This window comes from Nocardia sp. NPDC058518 (genome assembly GCF_042719655.1).
Taxonomy (GTDB): Bacteria; Actinomycetota; Actinomycetes; order Mycobacteriales; family Mycobacteriaceae; genus Nocardia.
The window spans coordinates 306,483-325,221 of sequence record NZ_JBHXNJ010000005.1; the positions used below are offsets into that span (position 1 = coordinate 306,483).

17 protein-coding genes are annotated in these 18,739 nt (G+C 66.8%); 10 read left to right on the forward strand and 7 right to left on the reverse strand.

From position 1 onward, the window contains the following. Positions 1-90: 90 nt before the first annotated feature. From ACFWPX_RS12225 to ACFWPX_RS12245, 5 genes are all read right to left on the reverse strand, one after another. On the reverse strand, positions 91-795 hold the full coding sequence (locus tag ACFWPX_RS12225) for a response regulator transcription factor (RefSeq protein ID WP_378927482.1): 705 nt from the start codon (positions 793-795) through the stop codon (positions 91-93). A 90-nt stretch (positions 796-885) separates the two neighbouring features. Then, positions 886-1,557 (reverse strand): SDR family NAD(P)-dependent oxidoreductase, encoded by a 672-nt coding sequence (locus ACFWPX_RS12230; protein WP_378927483.1) that lies wholly within the window; start codon positions 1,555-1,557, stop codon positions 886-888. A 134-nt stretch (positions 1,558-1,691) separates the two neighbouring features. Beyond that, the gene (locus ACFWPX_RS12235; RefSeq protein ID WP_378927484.1) at positions 1,692-2,999 is read right to left on the reverse strand and encodes a GDSL-type esterase/lipase family protein; all 1,308 of its coding nucleotides are present in this window, start codon (positions 2,997-2,999) and stop codon (positions 1,692-1,694) included. Further along, positions 2,996-4,594, reverse strand: a complete 1,599-nt coding sequence (locus ACFWPX_RS12240) for a GMC oxidoreductase (RefSeq protein ID WP_378927485.1) — start codon at positions 4,592-4,594, stop codon at positions 2,996-2,998. Before ACFWPX_RS12240 ends, ACFWPX_RS12235 begins: the two co-directional genes overlap by 4 nt. 87 nt (positions 4,595-4,681) lie before the next feature. Further along, positions 4,682-5,680 carry an AraC family transcriptional regulator gene (locus ACFWPX_RS12245; protein WP_378927486.1) on the reverse strand — a complete coding sequence of 333 codons (999 nt, stop codon included), beginning with the start codon at positions 5,678-5,680 and terminating at the stop codon, positions 4,682-4,684. A 144-nt stretch (positions 5,681-5,824) separates the two neighbouring features. Here ACFWPX_RS12245 and ACFWPX_RS12250 point away from each other — a divergent pair, with 144 nt between their 5' ends. From ACFWPX_RS12250 to ligA, 5 genes are all read left to right on the forward strand, one after another. Next, the gene (locus tag ACFWPX_RS12250; protein WP_378927487.1) at positions 5,825-7,396 is read left to right on the forward strand and encodes a succinic semialdehyde dehydrogenase; all 1,572 of its coding nucleotides are present in this window, start codon (positions 5,825-5,827) and stop codon (positions 7,394-7,396) included. A 226-nt stretch (positions 7,397-7,622) separates the two neighbouring features. After that, the gene (locus tag ACFWPX_RS12255) at positions 7,623-8,843 is read left to right on the forward strand and encodes a cysteine desulfurase family protein (RefSeq protein ID WP_378927488.1); all 1,221 of its coding nucleotides are present in this window, start codon (positions 7,623-7,625) and stop codon (positions 8,841-8,843) included. Then, on the forward strand, positions 8,843-9,946 hold the full coding sequence (gene mnmA, locus ACFWPX_RS12260; RefSeq protein WP_378927489.1) for a tRNA 2-thiouridine(34) synthase MnmA: 1,104 nt from the start codon (positions 8,843-8,845) through the stop codon (positions 9,944-9,946). The genes ACFWPX_RS12255 and mnmA overlap by 1 nt, the downstream gene beginning before the upstream one ends. Further along, positions 9,943-11,007, forward strand: a complete 1,065-nt coding sequence (locus ACFWPX_RS12265) for a methionine synthase (protein WP_378927490.1) — start codon at positions 9,943-9,945, stop codon at positions 11,005-11,007. The genes mnmA and ACFWPX_RS12265 overlap by 4 nt, the downstream gene beginning before the upstream one ends. Positions 11,008-11,134: 127 nt before the next feature. Continuing rightward, positions 11,135-13,240, forward strand: a complete 2,106-nt coding sequence (ligA, locus tag ACFWPX_RS12270; protein ID WP_378927491.1) for an NAD-dependent DNA ligase LigA — start codon at positions 11,135-11,137, stop codon at positions 13,238-13,240. A gap of 23 nt (positions 13,241-13,263) precedes the next feature. On the opposite strand, the gene ACFWPX_RS12275 is transcribed toward ligA, so the two are convergent. Continuing rightward, a complete protein-coding gene (locus tag ACFWPX_RS12275; protein WP_378927492.1) occupies positions 13,264-13,446 on the reverse strand; it encodes a hypothetical protein in 183 nt (60 codons plus the stop codon). A gap of 391 nt (positions 13,447-13,837) precedes the next feature. Here ACFWPX_RS12275 and ACFWPX_RS12280 point away from each other — a divergent pair, with 391 nt between their 5' ends. The 3 genes from ACFWPX_RS12280 to ACFWPX_RS12290 all read left to right on the forward strand — a co-directional run bounded on the left by ACFWPX_RS12280 (position 13,838) and on the right by ACFWPX_RS12290 (position 15,966). Continuing rightward, positions 13,838-15,016, forward strand: a complete 1,179-nt coding sequence (locus ACFWPX_RS12280; RefSeq protein WP_378927493.1) for an ATP/GTP-binding protein — start codon at positions 13,838-13,840, stop codon at positions 15,014-15,016. 19 nt (positions 15,017-15,035) lie between these two features. Continuing rightward, a complete protein-coding gene (locus ACFWPX_RS12285) occupies positions 15,036-15,380 on the forward strand; it encodes a hypothetical protein (protein WP_378927494.1) in 345 nt (114 codons plus the stop codon). 70 nt (positions 15,381-15,450) lie between these two features. Then, complete coding sequence (locus ACFWPX_RS12290; protein ID WP_378927495.1) at positions 15,451-15,966, forward strand: GNAT family N-acetyltransferase; 516 nt, start codon at positions 15,451-15,453, stop codon at positions 15,964-15,966. Positions 15,967-15,971: 5 nt separating this feature from the next. Here the strand turns inward: ACFWPX_RS12290 and ACFWPX_RS12295 are convergent, their stop codons facing one another. Beyond that, positions 15,972-16,622 (reverse strand): amino acid-binding protein, encoded by a 651-nt coding sequence (locus tag ACFWPX_RS12295; RefSeq protein ID WP_378912548.1) that lies wholly within the window; start codon positions 16,620-16,622, stop codon positions 15,972-15,974. A 234-nt stretch (positions 16,623-16,856) separates the two neighbouring features. Between ACFWPX_RS12295 and gatC the strand changes: the two genes are divergently transcribed. Then, positions 16,857-17,153 carry an Asp-tRNA(Asn)/Glu-tRNA(Gln) amidotransferase subunit GatC gene (gene gatC / locus ACFWPX_RS12300; protein ID WP_378912547.1) on the forward strand — a complete coding sequence of 99 codons (297 nt, stop codon included), beginning with the start codon at positions 16,857-16,859 and terminating at the stop codon, positions 17,151-17,153. After that, a complete protein-coding gene (gene gatA / locus ACFWPX_RS12305) occupies positions 17,150-18,637 on the forward strand; it encodes an Asp-tRNA(Asn)/Glu-tRNA(Gln) amidotransferase subunit GatA (RefSeq protein WP_378912546.1) in 1,488 nt (495 codons plus the stop codon). The genes gatC and gatA overlap by 4 nt, the downstream gene beginning before the upstream one ends. Positions 18,638-18,739: the final 102 nt, after the last annotated feature.

The following is an 18,739-nucleotide window of genomic DNA, read 5'->3' on the forward strand; positions in this document are numbered from 1 at the left end:
GATAAGACGGCGGTCGAGGAATTCTGAGGATGCGTTCATGATCGTGTGAGGCTCGATACTTCCCGGCGCGGCAGGTATCGCAGCTGGTGTCTATCGCACGACATAGCCGATGCCGCGCACGGTGTGAATGAACCCTGGCTTGCCCGGTGGAGACAGCTTTCGTCGCAGATGGCAGATGAACGTGTCGACGATATTGGGTTGTGGTGCATTGCGTCCCCAGACCACCTGGAGCAGACGTTCCCGCGACACCACGGTGCCGCGGTCGGCTGTCAGTGCGCTGAGTAGATCGAATTCGCGGCGCGTCAATTCGACTTCGGTGCCGGTGACGAATACCCGGCGCTGGAATCTGTCGAGTCGCACGCCATCGGAGACGATGGTGGCGTTCGGGGCAGGCTTCTTCGATGCGCTGCGCCGCAGTAGGGCCCGCAGTCGGGCGGTGAGTTCTGCAAGCGCGAAGGGTTTGCACAGGTAGTCGTCGGCACCGGCTTCGAGCCCGGCGACTCTGTCGGCGACATCGGTCTGGGCGCTGATGACACAGATCGGCACCGTACTGCCGAATGCGCGCATGGCAGTGATGAATCCGAGTCCGTCGAGTGCCGACATCTGCCAGTCCACGACGATGATGTCGGGCTCGTGTGATTGATAGGCCGCGATAGCTTCGGCGCCGTCGGTCGCGGTGCGCACGTCGAACTCGTTCGGTGGCAGACCTCCCGCGATCGAACGCCGGGTGTCCTCGTCGTCATCGACAACGAGGACAGTGAATCGGGGAGGTACTTGCTGGCTATCTGCGGTCATGCAGCGTGCGCTTTCATCTCATTTGTCGGTCAGCCATGGGATTCGGTGTCCAGCGTGTGCGGCGCTGTCGAAGGTCCCGGACCGCGCCTGTCAGTTCCACCCGGTGGGTGATGCCTGGGCGATGGCGTCGGGGATTGTGCTGCCGGGGAACCCGATCCGGTCGACGAGCGGTCGGATGAGGCCGGGGATTCGCGCGAGGAGGCCGAGTCGTTTCGGCACGATGATCAGCTCGGCGCGGCGTTCGATGCCTTCGACGATGCCCTCGACAACTTCGTCGAGGGTGATCATCTTCCACAGGCCGCTGGCATTTCCCTTCCAGAGGGTGTTTCCCGCGGGGTCGGAGTGGACCTCGTCCATCATCGGGGTCTTGAAGAAGGTGGGGTGCGCACTGCCGACACCGACGCCGAGATGGCGGAGCTCGAGGCGGGTCGAGTCGGCCAGCGCCCACACACCAGCTTTGCTCGCGGTGTAGGGGCCTTGCAGTGGAGAGTGCACGAACGCGGCCATCGAGGAGACGGCGAGTAGGTAGCCCTTCTGCGCTTTGACGTACGGGAGCGCGGCCCGGAAAGTGCGCCAGACACCGGTGAGGTTGATGTCGATGACGCGCTCGAAGGCGGCGGGGTCGAGGGTGGACAGCGGAGCCATTGTCCCGATGCCCGCGTTGGCGATGACCACGTCGATGCGGCCGAAGTGTGCGGCGGCGGCATCGGTTGCCTGTTGGAGGCTGCCGACGTCGGCGGTCCAGCCTCGCGCAGCCGGCACCCCAGCTCGTGCCCAAAATGCTGGCCTGACCGACGGCGGCGCTCGGGCCGGCGAGCCAGCGATTCTCGTAGCGACAGACGGCCGATCGCTTGGCGCTTGGTGTCAATCGCTCATCGCGCTGTCGACGTTCTCGATCAGCAGTTGCGGCGGAAGATGTTCAGATCGATTGTCTGCGCCATCTCCTGGTATCCGGCAGTGTTCGGATGCAGGTTGTCGGGGCCGGCGTACCGCGGGTTGAGGTTCGAAGGATTGCCGGGGTCGCGTAGTGCGGCATCGAAGTCGATGACGCTGTCTGAAAGGTGTTGTCCCCGAATCCATTCGTTGACGCGCTGTCGCACCGGCTCTGCTGGTGGGAAGGTGAGAACGCCGTCGAGTAACGCGTTGCTCGTCGGCGTGATCGTGCCGAGGTGGACTCGAAGCCCGGCACTGTGCAAACGATCGATGAGGGCGGTGTAGCCGTCGACCAATTCGTCGTAGCTGACACCGACTGGTATCCCGAGGTCGTTGATACCTTCGAGGACGATGACGTCGCTGACGCCAGGCTTGTCGACAACGTCGCGCTGGACACGGTCGAGTGCGCTCGGACCGTATTGCGGGATGGCGCCATGGCGTGTGATCCGGTTCCCGGATATCCCCGCGTTGAGCACGGAGAAGGGTAGGCCTGCGGCGTCTAGTCGGCGCTGCAGGAAGTCCGGGTACCGGGCATTGCGATCTACGACCGATCGATCCTGAGGCAAGCCGAGCAGGTTCGCCCCGGCGTACCCATCGGTGATCGAATCACCCAGGGCCACGATCGTCGACGTGTCTCCAGGTGCCATCGTGTCCAGTCCCGACACGAGCGGCATCGATGTGGTCGTCATCGTCAAGGCTGAGCCGGAGAGATCGGCGGTCCGGTCACCAGAGAACGGCGGGCTGTAGAAGCTGGTGGTATTGCCGTTGAAATGCTGCGTCGGTAGCGGCGCGGGCCCCGGGAGGTATACGCCGACTGCGAGTGGTTGAAAGCCGTTGAACGACAGGTCGACTGGGTCGCTCACGACGTCACCCCCAGCTGGAATCGTTACCGCGCGGGAGCCACCGAACGTGACATCCCGAAGCGAACCGGGCGCAACGTCCGCGCCGTCGGCCTGCAGGCCGATCGTCACGTGGCCGACCTCCATCGGCAGCGGGCGTGCGCGATTGGTCAGATGGACACGTGCCGTCGAACCGCCATGGTGGGGTGTGATCACAAGACGGTACGTCTGTTGGGCGACGAACAGGTTCGGTACCGCGGACGCGTCGGTCACGCTGATCCAATCCGAGGGCGCGGCCATCCAGCTACCGATCCAATGGCTTTCGCAGGTCGGCGTGTGGCGTGGTTGGGCGGTAGCGGGTCCAGCCGCCGCAGTCGTCGGCAGGAGGGCGATAGCCGCCGTGGCAGCCAACTTGGTGGCAAAAGTGCTCATACATTGTCCTCGTTCTTGGTCGGGACATGGCTGATCGCTTCCTCGGCCATCGCGGCGATCGTCAGGCTGGGATTGACTCCGACGTTGGCCGGGACAGTGGATCCGTCGGTGATCAGGAAGTTGTGATAGCCGAATGCCCGCCGATACCGGTCGACGACGCCGCGTTCCGGACTGTCCGCGATGACGGCGCCGCCGAGGATGTGCGCGGTGGTCGGCGTGCTGATCAGCGATTCGAGCACTGCGGTCTGCGGGTAGCCGTCGATGTGTTTCGCGGCGAGTTCGGCGACCCGGTTCGCGATGGGCAGAAAGTTCGACGGTGCTGTGCCCTCGGATATTGCGGTGTTCACCCGGCCGCCGGGACGGCGTGGTCGCAGCGACAGTGACGAGTCCAGGCTCTGCATGACCGTGAACACCACCGATCTTTGCGACCAGCCGCGGGGGCGGAAGGGGTTGAGCCAGCGCAGCGGATTCGACAGTATCGCGAGAGCGAACTGCAGCCTGCGGCCTGCGCCCGAGGTGAGTGGGCCGAAATTCAACGACATGGCGTCGCCCCGGACGCCGTAGGTGTTGTTGGTGAAGTGCGTGTGCTCGTCGGGGTGGACACTCGACGTGATCGCCAACTCGGCCCGCATGTCCTTGTGACGGTCCCGGGCCGTAACAGCCACGATCGCCTCGCTGTTCGTTCGCACCAGCTCGCCGATTCGCTCCGACAGCTGGGGCAGACCACCTTTGTCCTTGCACTTACGCAGCAACAGGTTCGTGCCTAGTGCACCGGCGGCGATCACGACACCGTGGGCGCGATGAACCTGGCGATCACGACGCAGCCACGCTCCGGAACGCTCGGTCGTCACCAGATAACCGTCCGAGCCGTCGTCCGAGCCTGCTGGACGGATATCGGTGACGGTGCGTTCCGATTCGATCCGGACGCCGTGTTTCTCGGCAAAGTACAAGTAGTTCTTCTCGAGGGTGTTCTTCGCACCGACACGGCAGCCGAGCATGCACTGACCGCATCGAGTACAACCGGTACGGGACGGGCCGGCGCCATCGAAGTACGGATCAGGTCCGCGCACCCCCGGTGTTCCGAGGTAGATCCCCACCTGGGTGGGGTGATAGGAGTCGGCGACATCCAGGTCAGCGGCGATTGCTCGCATCATCTGCTCGCTGGGTCCGTCACCTTCGAACGTGGTGACGCCGAGCATCCGCTGCGCAGTGGCGTAGTGCGGAGCCAGCACGGTCCGCCAGTCGGCGAGCTCGTCCCACTGTTCGTGCTGGTAGAAGTCATCGGAATGCGGCACGTACAGCGTGTTTCCGTAGACCAAGGAGCCACCGCCCACACCGACGCCACTCAGCACGGAAACATGCCGGAACGGAGTGAACGCCATGATGCCCTTCAGGCGCGCCCTGGGGGCCCACAGAACCCTGTCCAGCCGCCACGCGCTCTTGGCGAAATCTTCGTCACGATACCGTTTTCCCTGCTCGACAACGGTGACCGAATAGCCCTTCTCAGCCAGTCGCAGGGCGGCGACGCTGCCGCCGAAGCCGGATCCGACTATCACCCAGTCTTGGACATCGTCGTCGCGCCGGGGCTGCACCATGAGTTCTCCTCGTCGTCATTCTGTGCGTGCACATCACGCTAGCGAGGTGAACCCGCAGCTCACAGGTGTTGATCGGCCCATAAGTTACTAGATTCGGCCCAGGTAGTCGGCCGGCTGTGCCGATCGGAATTCGCGTGGACCCACCCCCTTCCAACGCCGGAAGGCTTGCGAGAAGCTCGAAACCTCGACATAGCCGAGCCGGTGAGCGATCTGTTCGACAGGCAGTCTCGCGGTGATGAGAAGCTCTTCGGCCAGGTGCTCGCGGACTTCATCGAGCAGGGTGCGGTACGAGGTGCCCTCTGCCGCAAGTCGCTTGCGCAGCGTTCTCCCGCTCATGTTCATCGCTTCCGCCACGCGATCGGCATCCGGCGGGGCGGCGATCTCGGTCAGCAGCAGATCACGCACCCGCCCCGCACAACCGGTCCGACCGCGGCGGCGGGTGAGCAGCTCTCGGCACTGGGCGACCGCCATCGTCATGGTGTGCGGGTTCGATTGCGGCAGCGGGAGGTCCATGACCTCGGCATCCACGACGATCACTGTCTCCGGCGCATCGAAAACCGGGACGACGCCGAGGATCTCCCGATAGCGACTCACCCCATCCGCCGGAGACGGGAAGGCGAACTCGATTCGCCGCGCAGTCAGCGGGCGCGGCAGAACTTCCCGTTGGATTGTCAGGATCGCCGCCACGTCTCGTTCGACGAAAAAGCGGCGCAGCGGCCGCGGGACGTCGGGCGCGTCCAACAGGAGCTGCAAGTCGCCGTCGGGCGCTTCACGTGCGCGCACAGTACCGAGGGAGAATGTCAGGTCGAAGAATCTCAACCCGACATCGATTGCCTCACGTATCGTCGGGCTGCTGACCAGCGCGAACCCCCAGATGCCGTGCGTGGTCAGGTGGTAGCGAAGACCAACTTCGAGGCCGGGGTGCATCGGCCGATCACTCAGTAACGCGAGCAGGTTGCGCGATACCGCCAAGTCCTGGCGCGCGGTCACCTCGACGGTCGGATCCCACAGCTGCTGTGGCTGCAGCCCGGTTCCGCCAAGACACTGTTCCACCGACACACCGAACTCGCCGGCGAACTCCGTCAAGACCAACAGACTGGTCGGGGGGCGAGGCACATCCCAGTTCACGGGGCCAAATCTAGTAACTCATCGGCCGCTGCACACCTGTGGTCGGCATTTCTGCCGTGCGAGTCTCGAATCAGCCCCACGACAGCATGGATGGAGACACCGATGTCGAGCACCCTCACGAGCGAGGCGACCACTTTGCGACCGGAATGGCTCGAACGCCTCGCCGGTCATGTCAGCTCTACTCTGGACTCGCCGACGGTGACAGCGAACGCTCCCTACACCGGTGCGCCGATCGGCGCGATTCGTGTGTCGTCGCCGGAGGATGTGGAACAGGCGTTCGCGCGTGCTCGCCGGGCTCAGCGTGTGTGGAGCCAGACATCGCTCAGGGAACGACGGCGGGTGATGCTGCGCTTCCACGACCTGGTTCTGGATCGTCAGGCGGAGGCGCTTGACCTCATTCAGACCGAGAACGGCAAGTCGCGGAAGGACGCTTTCCTCGAGGTCGTCGATATCGCGGTCACAGCGCGCTACTACGCGCGAACTGCGGCGAAGCTACTCGCTCCTAAACGCAGGAAAGGGGCCGTCCCGCTGCTCACGCACACCACGGAACTGCGTCACCCGAAGGGGGTAGTCGCGGTGGTCTCGCCGTGGAACTATCCGCTGAGCATGGCCGCGGGCGACACCATTCCCGCGCTGATGGCGGGAAACGCCGTGGTACAGAAGCCGGACACGCAGACCGCCTTCACCGCACTGTGGACTCTGGATCTGATGGCGGAGGCAGGCTTGCCGGTCGACGTCTGGCAGATCGTGGTCGGTCGTGGATCCAGCATCGGTGCCTCGCTGATCGACAACGCCGACTACGTGATGTTCACCGGGTCGACCGCAAGCGGTCGCGTGATCGCGCGCGATGCCGGCGAACGTTTGATCGGTGCCTCGCTCGAGCTCGGCGGAAAGAACGCGATGCTCGTCCTCGACGATGCTGATCTCGATCGGGCCGCCGAAGGCGCAGTCACGGCGTGTTTCTCGTCGACCGGTCAGCTGTGCGTCTCGGTGGAACGCCTCTATGTCGATGCACGCGTCCACGATGAGTTCATTCGCAAATTCGTCGAGCGGACCAACGAGCTCACGATATCGCCGGCTTTCGACTTCGGCAGCGACATCGGGTCATTGACCAACCCCGCGCAGCTCAGCACTGTGAGTGACCACGTGATCGATGCGGTCGGCAAGGGCGCAAAGGTGCTGGCCGGTGGAGTGCCGCGACCCGACCTGGGTCCGTTGTTCTTCGAACCGACGATCCTCACCGACGTGCGGCCCGAGATGACGCTGTTCGACCAGGAGACGTTCGGTCCCGTCGTGTCGATCTACCCGTTCACCGACCTCGACGTCGCGATCGAGATGGCCAACTCCACGCCTTACGGCCTCAACGCCAGTGTGTGGAGCCGCGACGGCGGACGCGGTCGAGCGGTCGCGGCCCGGATTCACGCGGGAACAGTGAACGTCAACGAAGCCTTCGCCGCGGCCTGGGGCAGCATCGACGCCCCGATGGGTGGCATGGGCGACTCAGGGCTCGGACGTCGGCATGGAGCCGAAGGACTTCTGAAGTACACGGAGGTACAGACCGTCGCCCACCAGCGGCTTCGCCCGATCAGTCCGCCATCGGACGTGGCTTCGACGGTCTGGCGGGCTGCGATCACAGCCACGCTGAAGGTCGTCAAACGTCTCGGCGTGAAGTAGTACCCGATCGGCAACCCGAGGGCGCATTGGATCCGCCATGCTAGGCCGATCTGCGTCCTTCTAGCTAGCCGACTCGACCGTCGCACCGGCCTTCTCGCCGCCGATCCGGGAATACAGATAGGTGATACACGTGTTGAGGATCCTGGGTAAATCGTAGAAAAATCGTAGAAAGCAAGGGTGGACCCCGAAGATGACCAGGTCAGCGGTGGTATAGGCTTTGTCGGTCATGAAGTCGGCTTATTCGGGTCCGGTCAACGGTGCGCCCAAGACGGTCTACCTCGATCACGCGGCGACCACTCCGATGTTGCCTGCCGCGGTCGAGGCGATGACGGCTGCCCTCGGGGCGGTCGGTAACGCGTCCTCGCTGCACGGTTCGGGGCGGGCGGCGCGGCGGTCGCTGGAGGAGGCGCGTGAGTCGATCGCGGCTGATCTGGGTGCTCGACCGTCCGAGGTGATCTTCACTTCCGGGGGTACCGAGAGCGACAATCTGGCCGTCAAGGGGATCTTCTGGGGGCGTCGGGCGGCTGATTCGCGGCGCACCAGGATCGTCACCAGCGCGGTCGAGCATCATGCGGTGCTCGATGCTGTGGAGTGGCTGGAGAAGCACGAGGGCGCGCAGGTCAGCTGGCTGCCGGTCGACGCCGATGGTGTCGTGTCGGCGCAGGCGTTGCGTGAGGTGCTCGCCGCGCATGCCGACGAGGTGGCGCTGGTCAGTGTGATGTGGGCCAACAACGAGGTCGGGACCATCGAGCCGATCGTCGAATTGGCCGCTGTCGCACAGGAATTCGACATCCCGATGCACAGCGACGCCATTCAGGCGGTGACCCAGATACCGGTCGACTTCGCCGCGAGCGGACTGGCCGCGCTCAGCGTGGCCGGGCACAAGGTGGGCGGTCCGCACGGGATCGGGGTGCTGCTGCTCGGCCGTAACGTGCCGTGTGTGCCGCTGGTGCACGGCGGCGGGCACGAACGCGACCTGCGCTCGGGCACCTCCGATGTGGCCGCGGCGATCGGGATGGCCGCCGCGCTGCGCGATGCCGTCGCCGACCTGCCCGCGCGCGCTCAGCAGTTGCGGGCGCTGCGCGAGGAGTTGATCGACGGTGTGCGGGCGGCGGTGCCGGAGGCGGTGCTCAACGGCCCGGCGGACCGGCTGCCCGGCAACGCTCACTTCACGTTCCCCGGTTGCGAGGGTGACTCGCTGCTCATGCTGCTCGACGCCGCCGGCGTCGAATGCTCCACCGGTTCGGCCTGCAACGCGGGGGTCGCCTCGCCCAGCCATGTGCTGATCGCGATGGGTGTGCAACCGTGGCAGGCGCGCAGTTCGCTGCGCTTCTCGCTCGGTCACACCTCGACCAGAGCCGATGTCGAAACACTGTTGACCGTGCTGCCGCAGGTCATCGATCGGGCCAGAGCCGCAGGCCTGGCCGGCGCTAGAGGAGGTGCCTGATGAGAGTTCTCGCTGCGATGAGCGGTGGTGTCGATTCCGCGGTGGCCGCGGCGCGGGCCGTGGACGCGGGGCACGAGGTGGTCGGGGTGCATCTGGCGCTGTCGGCGAACCCGGGCACTCTGCGGACCGGGTCGCGTGGTTGCTGCTCCAAGGAGGACGCCGGTGACGCGCGCCGCGCCGCCGATGTGCTCGGAATCCCGTTCTACGTCTGGGATTTCGCCGATCGCTTCAAGGAAGACGTGATCGACGACTTCGTCGCCGCCTACGCCGCGGGGGAGACCCCGAACCCGTGCCTGCGCTGCAACGAGAAGATCAAGTTCTCCGCGCTGGCCGACCGCGCGCAGGCGCTCGGCTTCGATGCCGTGGTCACCGGGCACTACGCCCGGCTCGACGAGGGTGTGCTTCGTCGCGCTGTCGACGCCGACAAGGACCAGTCCTATGTGCTGGCGGTGCTCACCGCCGAGCAGCTCGCGCGGGCGATGTTCCCGGTCGGTGACACCCCGAAGCCGCGGATTCGTGAGGAAGCGGCCGAGCGTGGGCTGGCGGTGGCGAACAAGCCCGACAGCCACGATATCTGCTTCATCCCCTCCGGCGATACCCGCGCTTTCCTCGGTGCCAAGATCGGCATCAGGCCCGGTGCGCTGGTCGATTCAGACGGCACGGTGCTCGGTAATCACGAGGGTGTGCACGGATTCACCGTCGGCCAGCGCAAGGGCCTCGGCCTGAGTCACACCGCCGCCGACGGCAAGCCGCGCTATGTGACCGGGATCGACCCCGATTCGGGGACGGTCAAGGTCGGTTCGGTCGAGGACCTGCAGGTCGATGTCATCACCGCCGACCGCGCGATCTGGACGTCCGGCGTTCGCCCGACCTCCTCGGTCGAGTGTGTCGTGCAGGTTCGCGCGCACGGTGGGACCGCGCCTGCGGTGGTCGAGCCCGAGGGTGCGGGGTTCGTCGCCAGGCTGGGCGAGCCGCTCACCGGCGTCGCGAAGGGACAGGCCATCGTGCTGTACCTGCCCGATGCCGACGGTGGCGACACCGTGATCGGCAGCGGCACCATCAACGGCACCGACCGCACCGAGGTTTCCGCGGGCGTCGCGTGACACTCCGGCGAAGCGAGAATTCCCTGGAGGAGCCTGTCGACCTGCTCGTCGGCGGCACCGCCACCGGCGTCGGTTCGTGGCCCGGCACCGATCCGCGCGAGGCCGCCGCGACGATCATCGGCGAACTGCCCGTCCTCCCGCACCTGGTCGAACTGCCCGAGCGTGGCATCGGCGCCGACATGATCGGCCGTGTCTCGGCTCTGCTGGTCGATCTGCGTTTCGATTCCACGACCCGCGGCTACCGCCTGGCCGCCCGCCCGACCGGGGTTTCGCGGCGTGCGCGGGACTTGATGCACGCCGACCTCGATGCCATCGAAGAGGCTTGGGAGACAGCGGGTTTGGCAGGCACCGGGCGGGTGGTGAAGATCCAGGCCGCCGGTCCGCTCACCCTCGCCGCCGAGGTGGAACTGCCCGGCGGGCATCGCATTCTCACCGATTCCGGTGCGGTACGCGATCTTTCGGAATCCCTCGCCGAAGGGCTGGTCCGCCACGCCGCCGAGATCCGCAAACGACTGGGCGCCGAGGTGATCATCCAACTCGACGAACCCCGGCTCGACACGGTTCTCGAGGGCTCCCTGCAAGGTCCCAGCATCCTGAACACCATCCGTGCGCTTCCGGAGCCGGACACCCTGCACATCCTCGATACCGTCATCAACGCGCAATCCTCGCCAGTCCTGTTGCACACCTGTGCTTCTCGCCCTCCGCTCACCACCCTGGGCCGCACGGCAGCGGCAGCGATCTCCTTCGACGCCGCGGCCATCACCACCGCCGACCTCGACGCCCTCGGTGAAATCATCGACTCCGGCAAGAAGATCGCCCTCGGCCTGACCCCCACCACCCCGCCCACGGCTCCGGCCACCTGGCGCGATATCGCCGAACCCGCGGTCCGCCTCATCGACCGCCTCGGCTTCCCCCGCACCACCCTGGCCACCCAAATCCTGGTAACCCCTTCCTGCGGGCTGGCGGGCGCACCCCTGCCGTGGGCCCGCAAGGCGCTTGCCCTCACCACCGATGTAGCCCGCGCCTTCGCCGAAGAACCGGAGTCGATCACCTTCGAATAGAGGTGGTTGCCCGGCTCGAGTGGCGCCGGTCAGTTCCCCTCACTCGCCGTGATGGCATCGAAATCAGCCCTGCGACGTGCGGTGATGGTCGCCGGATGTGTCGGTGGGCTCGACTAATCTTCGGTGGGTGAGTGACAGCGTGGATTCCGTGAGTGCCGAGGCGGCTACCCCCGAGCAGCGGGTGCGGTGGCAAGAGCTGGCCGACGAGGTGCGTGGGCATCAGTTCCGCTACTACGTGCGGGACGCGCCGATCATCACCGACGGCGAGTTCGACACGTTGTTGTGCGAACTGCAGGCCCTCGAGGAGACGCATCCGGATCTGCGGACGCCCGATTCGCCCACCCAGCTGGTCGGCGGTGGGTTCGCGACCGAGTTCACGGCGGTCGATCATCTCGAGCGGATGCTGTCGCTGGACAATGTGTTCAATTCTGAGGGGCTGCGTACCTGGGCGAGCCGGGTCGAGGCAGAGGCCGGGGCCGATCTGCACTATCTGTGTGAGGTCAAGATCGACGGTGTCGCCCTGAACCTCGTGTACGAGAACGGCAAGTTGGTGCGCGGCGCGACGCGTGGGGACGCACGCACGGGCGAGGACGTCACCCTCAACGCGCGCACCATCGAAGACATCCCCGCCGAGCTCACCCCGACAGCGGAATTCCCGATCCCGGAAATTCTCGAAGTGCGCGGCGAGGTGTATTTCCGGGTCGAGGATTTCGAGACTCTCAACGCCCAGATCGTCGCCGAGGGCAAACCGCCGTACGCGAATCCGCGCAATACGGCCGCCGGTTCGCTGCGCCAGAAGAATCCCGCGATCACCGCCCAGCGCCGGCTGCGGATGATCTGCCACGGTTTCGGCCGCATGGAGGGCTATCGCCCGGACTCCCAGCACGAGGCCTACCGGGCACTCGCCGCCTGGGGTCTGCCGGTTTCCGAACACACCCGCCTGGTCAAGGGGATCGACGCGGTCATCGAGCGGGTCGCCTACTGGGGCGAACACCGCCACGACATCGAGCACGAGATCGACGGCCAGGTGATCAAGGTCGACGAGATGGCCCTGCAGCGCCGCCTCGGCTCCACCTCCCGGGCCCCGCGCTGGGCCATCGCCTACAAGTACCCGGCCGAGGAGGCCACCACCACGCTGCTGAACATCGAGGTGAACGTGGGCCGCACCGGTCGGGTCACGCCGTTCGCGGTGATGGCGCCGGTCCCGATCGCCGGCTCGACCGTCGCGATGGCCACCCTGCACAACGCCGCCGAAGTGAAACGCAAAGGCGTGCTGATCGGCGACACCGTCACCATCCGCAAGGCCGGTGACGTGATCCCCGAGGTCCTCGGCCCCGTCGTGGATGCCCGCACCGGCGACGAACGCGAATTCGTGATGCCGACGCACTGCCCCGCATGCGGCACCGAACTCGCCCCCGCCAAGGAGGGCGACGCCGACATCCGCTGCCCCAACCAGCGGTACTGCCCCGCCCAGCTGCGCGAACGCGTCTTCCACCTGGCAGGCCGCGGCGCCTTCGATATCGAAGCCCTCGGCTACGAAGCGGCCAACGCCCTGCTCACCTCGGGTGCGATCACCGACGAAGGCGACCTGTTCGCCCTCGACGCGCAGGACCTGCTCGGCGTGCCGCTGTTCACCAAACAGGACGGCGCCCTCTCGGCCAACGGTGCCCGCCTGCTCGAAAACCTGAACGGCGCCAAGGACACTCCGCTGTGGCGCGTGCTCGTCGCCCTGTCGATCCGCCATGTCGGCCCGACCGCCGCCCGCGCGCTGGCCGCCGAATTCGCCAGTCTCGAGCGCATCGAATCCGCGACGGGAGAGGAACTCTCGGCCACCGACGGCGTCGGCCCGGCTATCGCCGCCGCGGTCGTGGAATGGTTCACCGTCGACTGGCATCGCGCGATCGTCGACAAGTGGCGAGCGGCCGGCGTGCGGCTGGCGGACGAGCGTGACGAATCCATCGAACGCAACCTGGAGGGACTGTCGATCGTCGTCACCGGTTCGCTGCAAACCTTCACCCGCGACGGCGCGAAGGAAGCGATCCTCGTTCGCGGCGGCAAGGCGGCAGGCTCGGTATCGAAGAAGACCGCGTTCGTCGTGATCGGCGATGCGCCCGGTTCGAAAGCGGCCAAGGCGGAAGAACTCGGCGTCCAGATCCTGGACGAAGACGGCTTTCGGCTACTGCTCGAGGCAGGCCCCGATGCGGTCAGAGCCGAACCGGTCGTGGAGGAGTAGCCGGTCGCGACGTCGGGCCCGCGTCAGTTCGGGGTGACGGTGACCGTGTTGCCGATCTGGGTCTTCATATCGAACGACGCGCACTGCCCGTTGCTGAGCTCCTGAGTGCGCAGCGGCCGCTTCTTGATATTGGTCTGGATCTCGACAGTCACGTCGGTGCTGGTCATCGAGCACACCTTCGAGACCGGCGCCTCGGTGTAGGACACCGACCCCGCACCTTGACACGAGTTGGTCGAGTTCCCGAGGAACACGCGCGCGGTCCCCGTCGGGCACGGATCAGCCATCGCGCTGGGTGCGGTGAGCAGCGCCGCGGGAACGAGCGCTCCTGCAGTTACCGCAGCAACGACAACTCCGCGAACAATCACCCGAACCGCCATGACGCGCACCCATCCTCGCTGCCGAACACTGAACCTGCGACCGACCAGCCACAGTGCACAGCACCTTAGTGCGTCCGAACGGAACACGCCCGGGATGGGAGCTGCCGTTCGGCCGGACTCGGGCGGATAGCTCGACTGGCCTGCCGCGTCGGCAGGGCCCCACGTCCCCTAGTCTTGCGAAGAATCTCGGAGAGGCGGACCTTTGCTGCGCAGTTTTCAGGTGACGAACCACGGATCGCTGGCGGAGGCTCAGCAATTGCGGCTGACCAAGGGGGCCGGTGGGCCGTTGGCGGTGCCGGTGACGGCGGTGCACGGGGTGGCGGCCGCTGGGAAGACGAGCTTGATCGATGCGCTCGGGCAGATGCGGGACGCGGTACTGAATTCGGTGAGCGGGTGGGACCCCTACGCGGGGCCCGTGCGCCGCCCGCATCTCGGGTTCGCTGATCGCCCAACGGAATTCGTCGCCGGGTTCGTGGCCGAGGGTGTGCCTTATACCTATGGGTTCCGGCTCGACAACGCCGATGTGGTCGCGGAGTGGTTGTACACCCATCCCCGGTCGCGCAAGCGGATCGTGTTCGAACGCAACGGTGACGAGGTCAAGATCGGGCCGATGTTCGAGGCGGCTCGATACGGGGTGGCGGCGTTGGTGCCGTTGCTGCGGCCGAACGCGTTGCTGTTGAGCTTGGCGGGGCAGATGTATGCCGAGGCGCTCGTGCCCGCGTATCGGTGGTTCGCGGCGAATCTGGCTGTGCAGCAGGGTGATGTCGAGGCCGACGCGCTCGCGCACGACCTCGGCAGCCACATCTCCCGTTCACCCGACAACGCGGCACGGCTGCTGATGCTGCTGCGCACAGCCGATCTCGGGATCGAGGATCTGCTCGTCGCCGAACACGATCCGATGTACGCGGACTACCTGCGTGATCTGGACGCCGAAATCGGCGCGCTGGCAGGTCATCTCGACCACCCAGAGCAGATTCTGGTGGAACGCGAGCTGAGCACTCTTCGCGCCGCGCGTGACGCGCTGTACCGGCGCATGGTCGACCGTCGCGGCGCCGGGCTGAGCCTGGTGCACGAGGGCATCGACGTGCCGTTCGAACTGGCCGACGAATCCACCGCCACCCGCTCGCTGCTGCGCGTGCTGCCGGCCATGCTGGAAGCCCTCGACACCGGTCAGGTGCTCGCGGTCGACGATCTCGGCGTCGGCCTGCCGGTCGAGGAAACCGACCGCCTCGTCCAGCTGTTCCAGAACCCGGAGACCAATTCCCGTGGCGCACAACTGATCTACACCACCGCCGACCGCGCGCTGATCGACCGCGGCAACGGACGCTCCCAGCGCACCCGGACCGCCGTCTGGCAGGTGCGCCGGGAGCAGGGGGTCAGCGAGCTCACGCCGCTGTAGCCGGGCCTAGCATGGGCTCATGCTCGAAGTGGTGATGGCGGCAGCGCTGGTGACGATGCTGGCGGTGACGATCGGTGCCGTTGTCGCCGGACGGACCGGCCGGGGTAGGGCGAACCTGGAGCACGGGTCGCTCTATGTGACCGGTGTCAGCCCGCTGCCCGCGATGATCGGTGAGCACTACGTGACGATCACCGGCACCGTCACCGGCCCCTCGATCACCGGCAAGGTGGTCTATCGCCGCTTCGCCTGGGATGCCGCGCACTGGCCCGCCCCCGGCGACCACCTCGCCATCGCCTACCCACCCCACAACCCCGACGACTGGCACGCCGAGCACCCGGGCCTGCGCCCCTACCTGGGCTCCTGAGCGACCTCACCGGCCTCCCCCGGCATGGGTGAGTCGGAGCTCACAAGCGTCCGAATGGGATCATTTCGGGATGCACGGCACTGACGACCAGACCACCGGACTTCTGATCCGCCCCGCTCACCCCGACGAATACGACGCGATCGCCGCGCTGACCGTCGATGTGTACGTGGGCGACGGCTACGTCCCCGACGGCGACGATTACGTTCGGGAACTCGCCGACGTCGCCCACCGGGCGGCCGATGCCGAGGTCCTCGTCGCCGTGCACGACGGGCTGGTTGTCGGCTCGCTCACTGTCGCGAAGCCCGGCACGCGCTATGCGGAGATCGCCCAGCCCGGTGAACTCGAGTTCCGCATGCTCGCGGTATCGAAGCAGGCGCGCGGACTCGGTGTGGGCACCGAACTGGTTCGCGCCGTCATCGACGAGGCGAAATCAGGCGACTTCGAAGCGGTCGCGCTCACCACCATGTTCTCGATGGTCGACGCGCACCGGATCTATGAGCGGCTCGGCTTCGTCGGTGTCCCCGAACGTGATTGGGCCACCCACGACGGGCTGCAGCTGTTCGTCATGCGGCTCGCGCTGCGCTGACCCGATCAGTTCAGCACGGTGGCGACGATGCCGGCGAGGTAGCCGAGCCGTGCCACTTCCGACGGGCGGAAGTCGGGCCCACCGGGGCGGCCGAGAAGCAGCGCCCTGCCGGTGTTGCCCAGCGGTGCGGCGGCGAGCTTGGTGTCCATGTCGCGCCAGATCTCCGGCACCCAGTCGGCGTCGCCGTCGAGCCACATCGGCTTCTCGATGGGCATCCACGGCGCCGAACCCGCTTGTGTCTCAGGGGCACTCGGGCTGCCGACGATGCGGTAGGCGCCCGCGGGGCCGATGCCGATGATCGTGGACCAGCCGACGCGAAGCACGCGGGGGCAGCCGTCTACGAGAACCTGGAGACGGTCGTCGCGGGCGCTGGCGACCTGGTCGATCAGTTCGAGCTCGCGGTGGGTGTCGAGCACGCCGGAGTAGGGGCGAATGGAGTCGACGTGTACATCGCGCACCGATTCCGCGGCGGTGATGAGGGTGTCCGGCAGTGCGCCGGTGGGGACTTCGACGACGAGATCGTCGATCGCGAAGCCGGCGCCGCGTTCCACGACATCGAGCGAGAGAATGTCCGCGCCGACCCCGCCGAGTGCGAGTGCGAGGGAGCCGAGGCTTCCCGGTCGATCCGGAAGTTGCACGCGGAGCAGGTATGACACGTGCGTTCCTTTCCTTGCCGGCCGGGGTTGTTCGAGACGAATACCCGGTGAAGCAATACTTACACCCCTGAACGCGGGTTCTCGACCCGAAGTATGACCCCACCGGCGCGACATGCGCGAACTTTCGTGCGAGGCGGGTGCGTCCGGCGTGCGGGGGCGGGCGCGTCGAAACCAGTAGAGGTCGCCAATTAGGCTGTACCGATACTGCCCACCGAAGCCGAAAGGGGTCCCGCGGTGCCCGCAATCTCCCGCGACGAGGTCGCTCACCTCGCCCGGCTGTCCCGGCTGGCGTTGACCGACGCCGAACTCGACCAGTTCGCCGGTCAGCTGGATTCGATCCTCAGCCACGTGCAGACCATCACCGAGGTCGCCGCCGACGTCCCCGCCACCGCGTCGCCGAACCCGACGACCAATGTGACCAGGCCCGATGCGGTCACACCCGGCCTCACCCCCGAGCAGGCGCTGGACCAGGCGCCCGCCGTGGAAGAACAGCGTTTCCTGGTTCCGCAGATCTTGGGAGAGGGCGAATGACGGAGTTGACCCAGCTGTCGGCGAGCGAGCTGGCGGCCAAGATCCACGGCGGCGAGGTGTCCTCCACCGAGGTCACCCAGGCGCATCTGGATCGCATCGGCAAGGTCGACGGTGAGCTCAACGCCTTCCTGCACATCGCGGGTGACCAAGCCCTCGCCGCCGCCGCCGTGGTCGACGCCGCGCTCGCCGCGGGCGAAACCCCCGCCTCGTCGCTGGCGGGAGTTCCGTTGGCGCTCAAGGACGTTTTCACCACCACCGACATGCCGACCACCTGCGCCTCGAAGATTCTCGAGGGCTGGATGTCGCCGTACGACGCGACGGTCACCTCCCGGCTGCGCGCCGCGGGCATCCCGATTCTCGGCAAGACCAACATGGACGAGTTCGCGATGGGCTCCTCCACCGAGAACTCCGCTTACGGTCCGACTCGCAACCCGTGGGATACCACCCGCATCCCCGGTGGTTCCGGTGGCGGTTCGGCGGCGGCGCTCGCCTCGTTCCAGGCGCCCCTTGCCATCGGCACCGATACCGGTGGCTCTATTCGTCAGCCCGCCGCGGTCACCGCGACGGTCGGCGTGAAGCCCACCTACGGCACCGTTTCCCGCTACGGCCTGATCGCGTGCGCGTCGTCGCTGGATCAGGGTGGTCCGTGTGGTCGCACCGTGCTCGACACCGCGCTGCTGCACGAGGTGATCGCCGGGCACGACCCGCGCGACTCCACCTCGCGCAATGTGCCGGTGGCGCCCGTCGTCGAGGCAGCCAAGCAGGGTGCCAACGGTGACCTGACCGGCGTGCGCGTCGGCGTGGTGCGCGAATTGCATTCCGACAGTTACCAATCCGGCGTGCTGGCCTCCTTCGACGCCGCGGTCGCGGTGCTGAAGGAACTGGGCGCCGAGGTGATCGAGGTGTCGTGCCCGAGCTTCGAGTACGCGCTGTCCTCGTACTACCTGGTGATGCCGTCGGAGGTGTCGTCGAACCTGGCGCGCTTCGACGCCATGCGCTACGGCCTGCGCGTCGGCGACGACGGCAGCCACAGCGCCGACCAGGTGATGTCGCTGACCCGTGAGGCCGGTTTCGGTCCGGAGGTCAAGCGCCGCATCATGATCGGCACCTACGCGCTGTCGGCGGGCTACTACGACGCCTACTACGGCCAGGCGCTGAAGGTCCGCACGATGATCGCGCGCGACTTCGACGCCGCCTACGAAAAGGTCGACGTGCTGGTCTCGCCGACCAGCCCGTTCACCCCGTGGAAGCTGGGCGAGAAGGTCGACGACCCGCTGGCCATGTACCTGTCGGACCTGTGCACCCTGCCGACCAACCTGGCGGGCCACCCCGGCATGTCGGTGCCCTCGGGTCTGTCGGCCGACGACAACCTGCCGGTGGGTCTGCAGATCATGGCGCCGGCGTTGGCCGACGACCGCCTGTACCGGGTTGGCGCTGCCTACGAAGCGGCGCGTGGTGCGCTGCCGAGCCCGAGCGGCGTCTGAGAGATCTCAACCGAGCGGGGGGGGGGGGGGGGGGAGTAAACAGGCGCGCCCCCCCGTGGGGATGGCGCGGGCGGCGGGCGCCCCGGCCCGCCGCCACGAGGG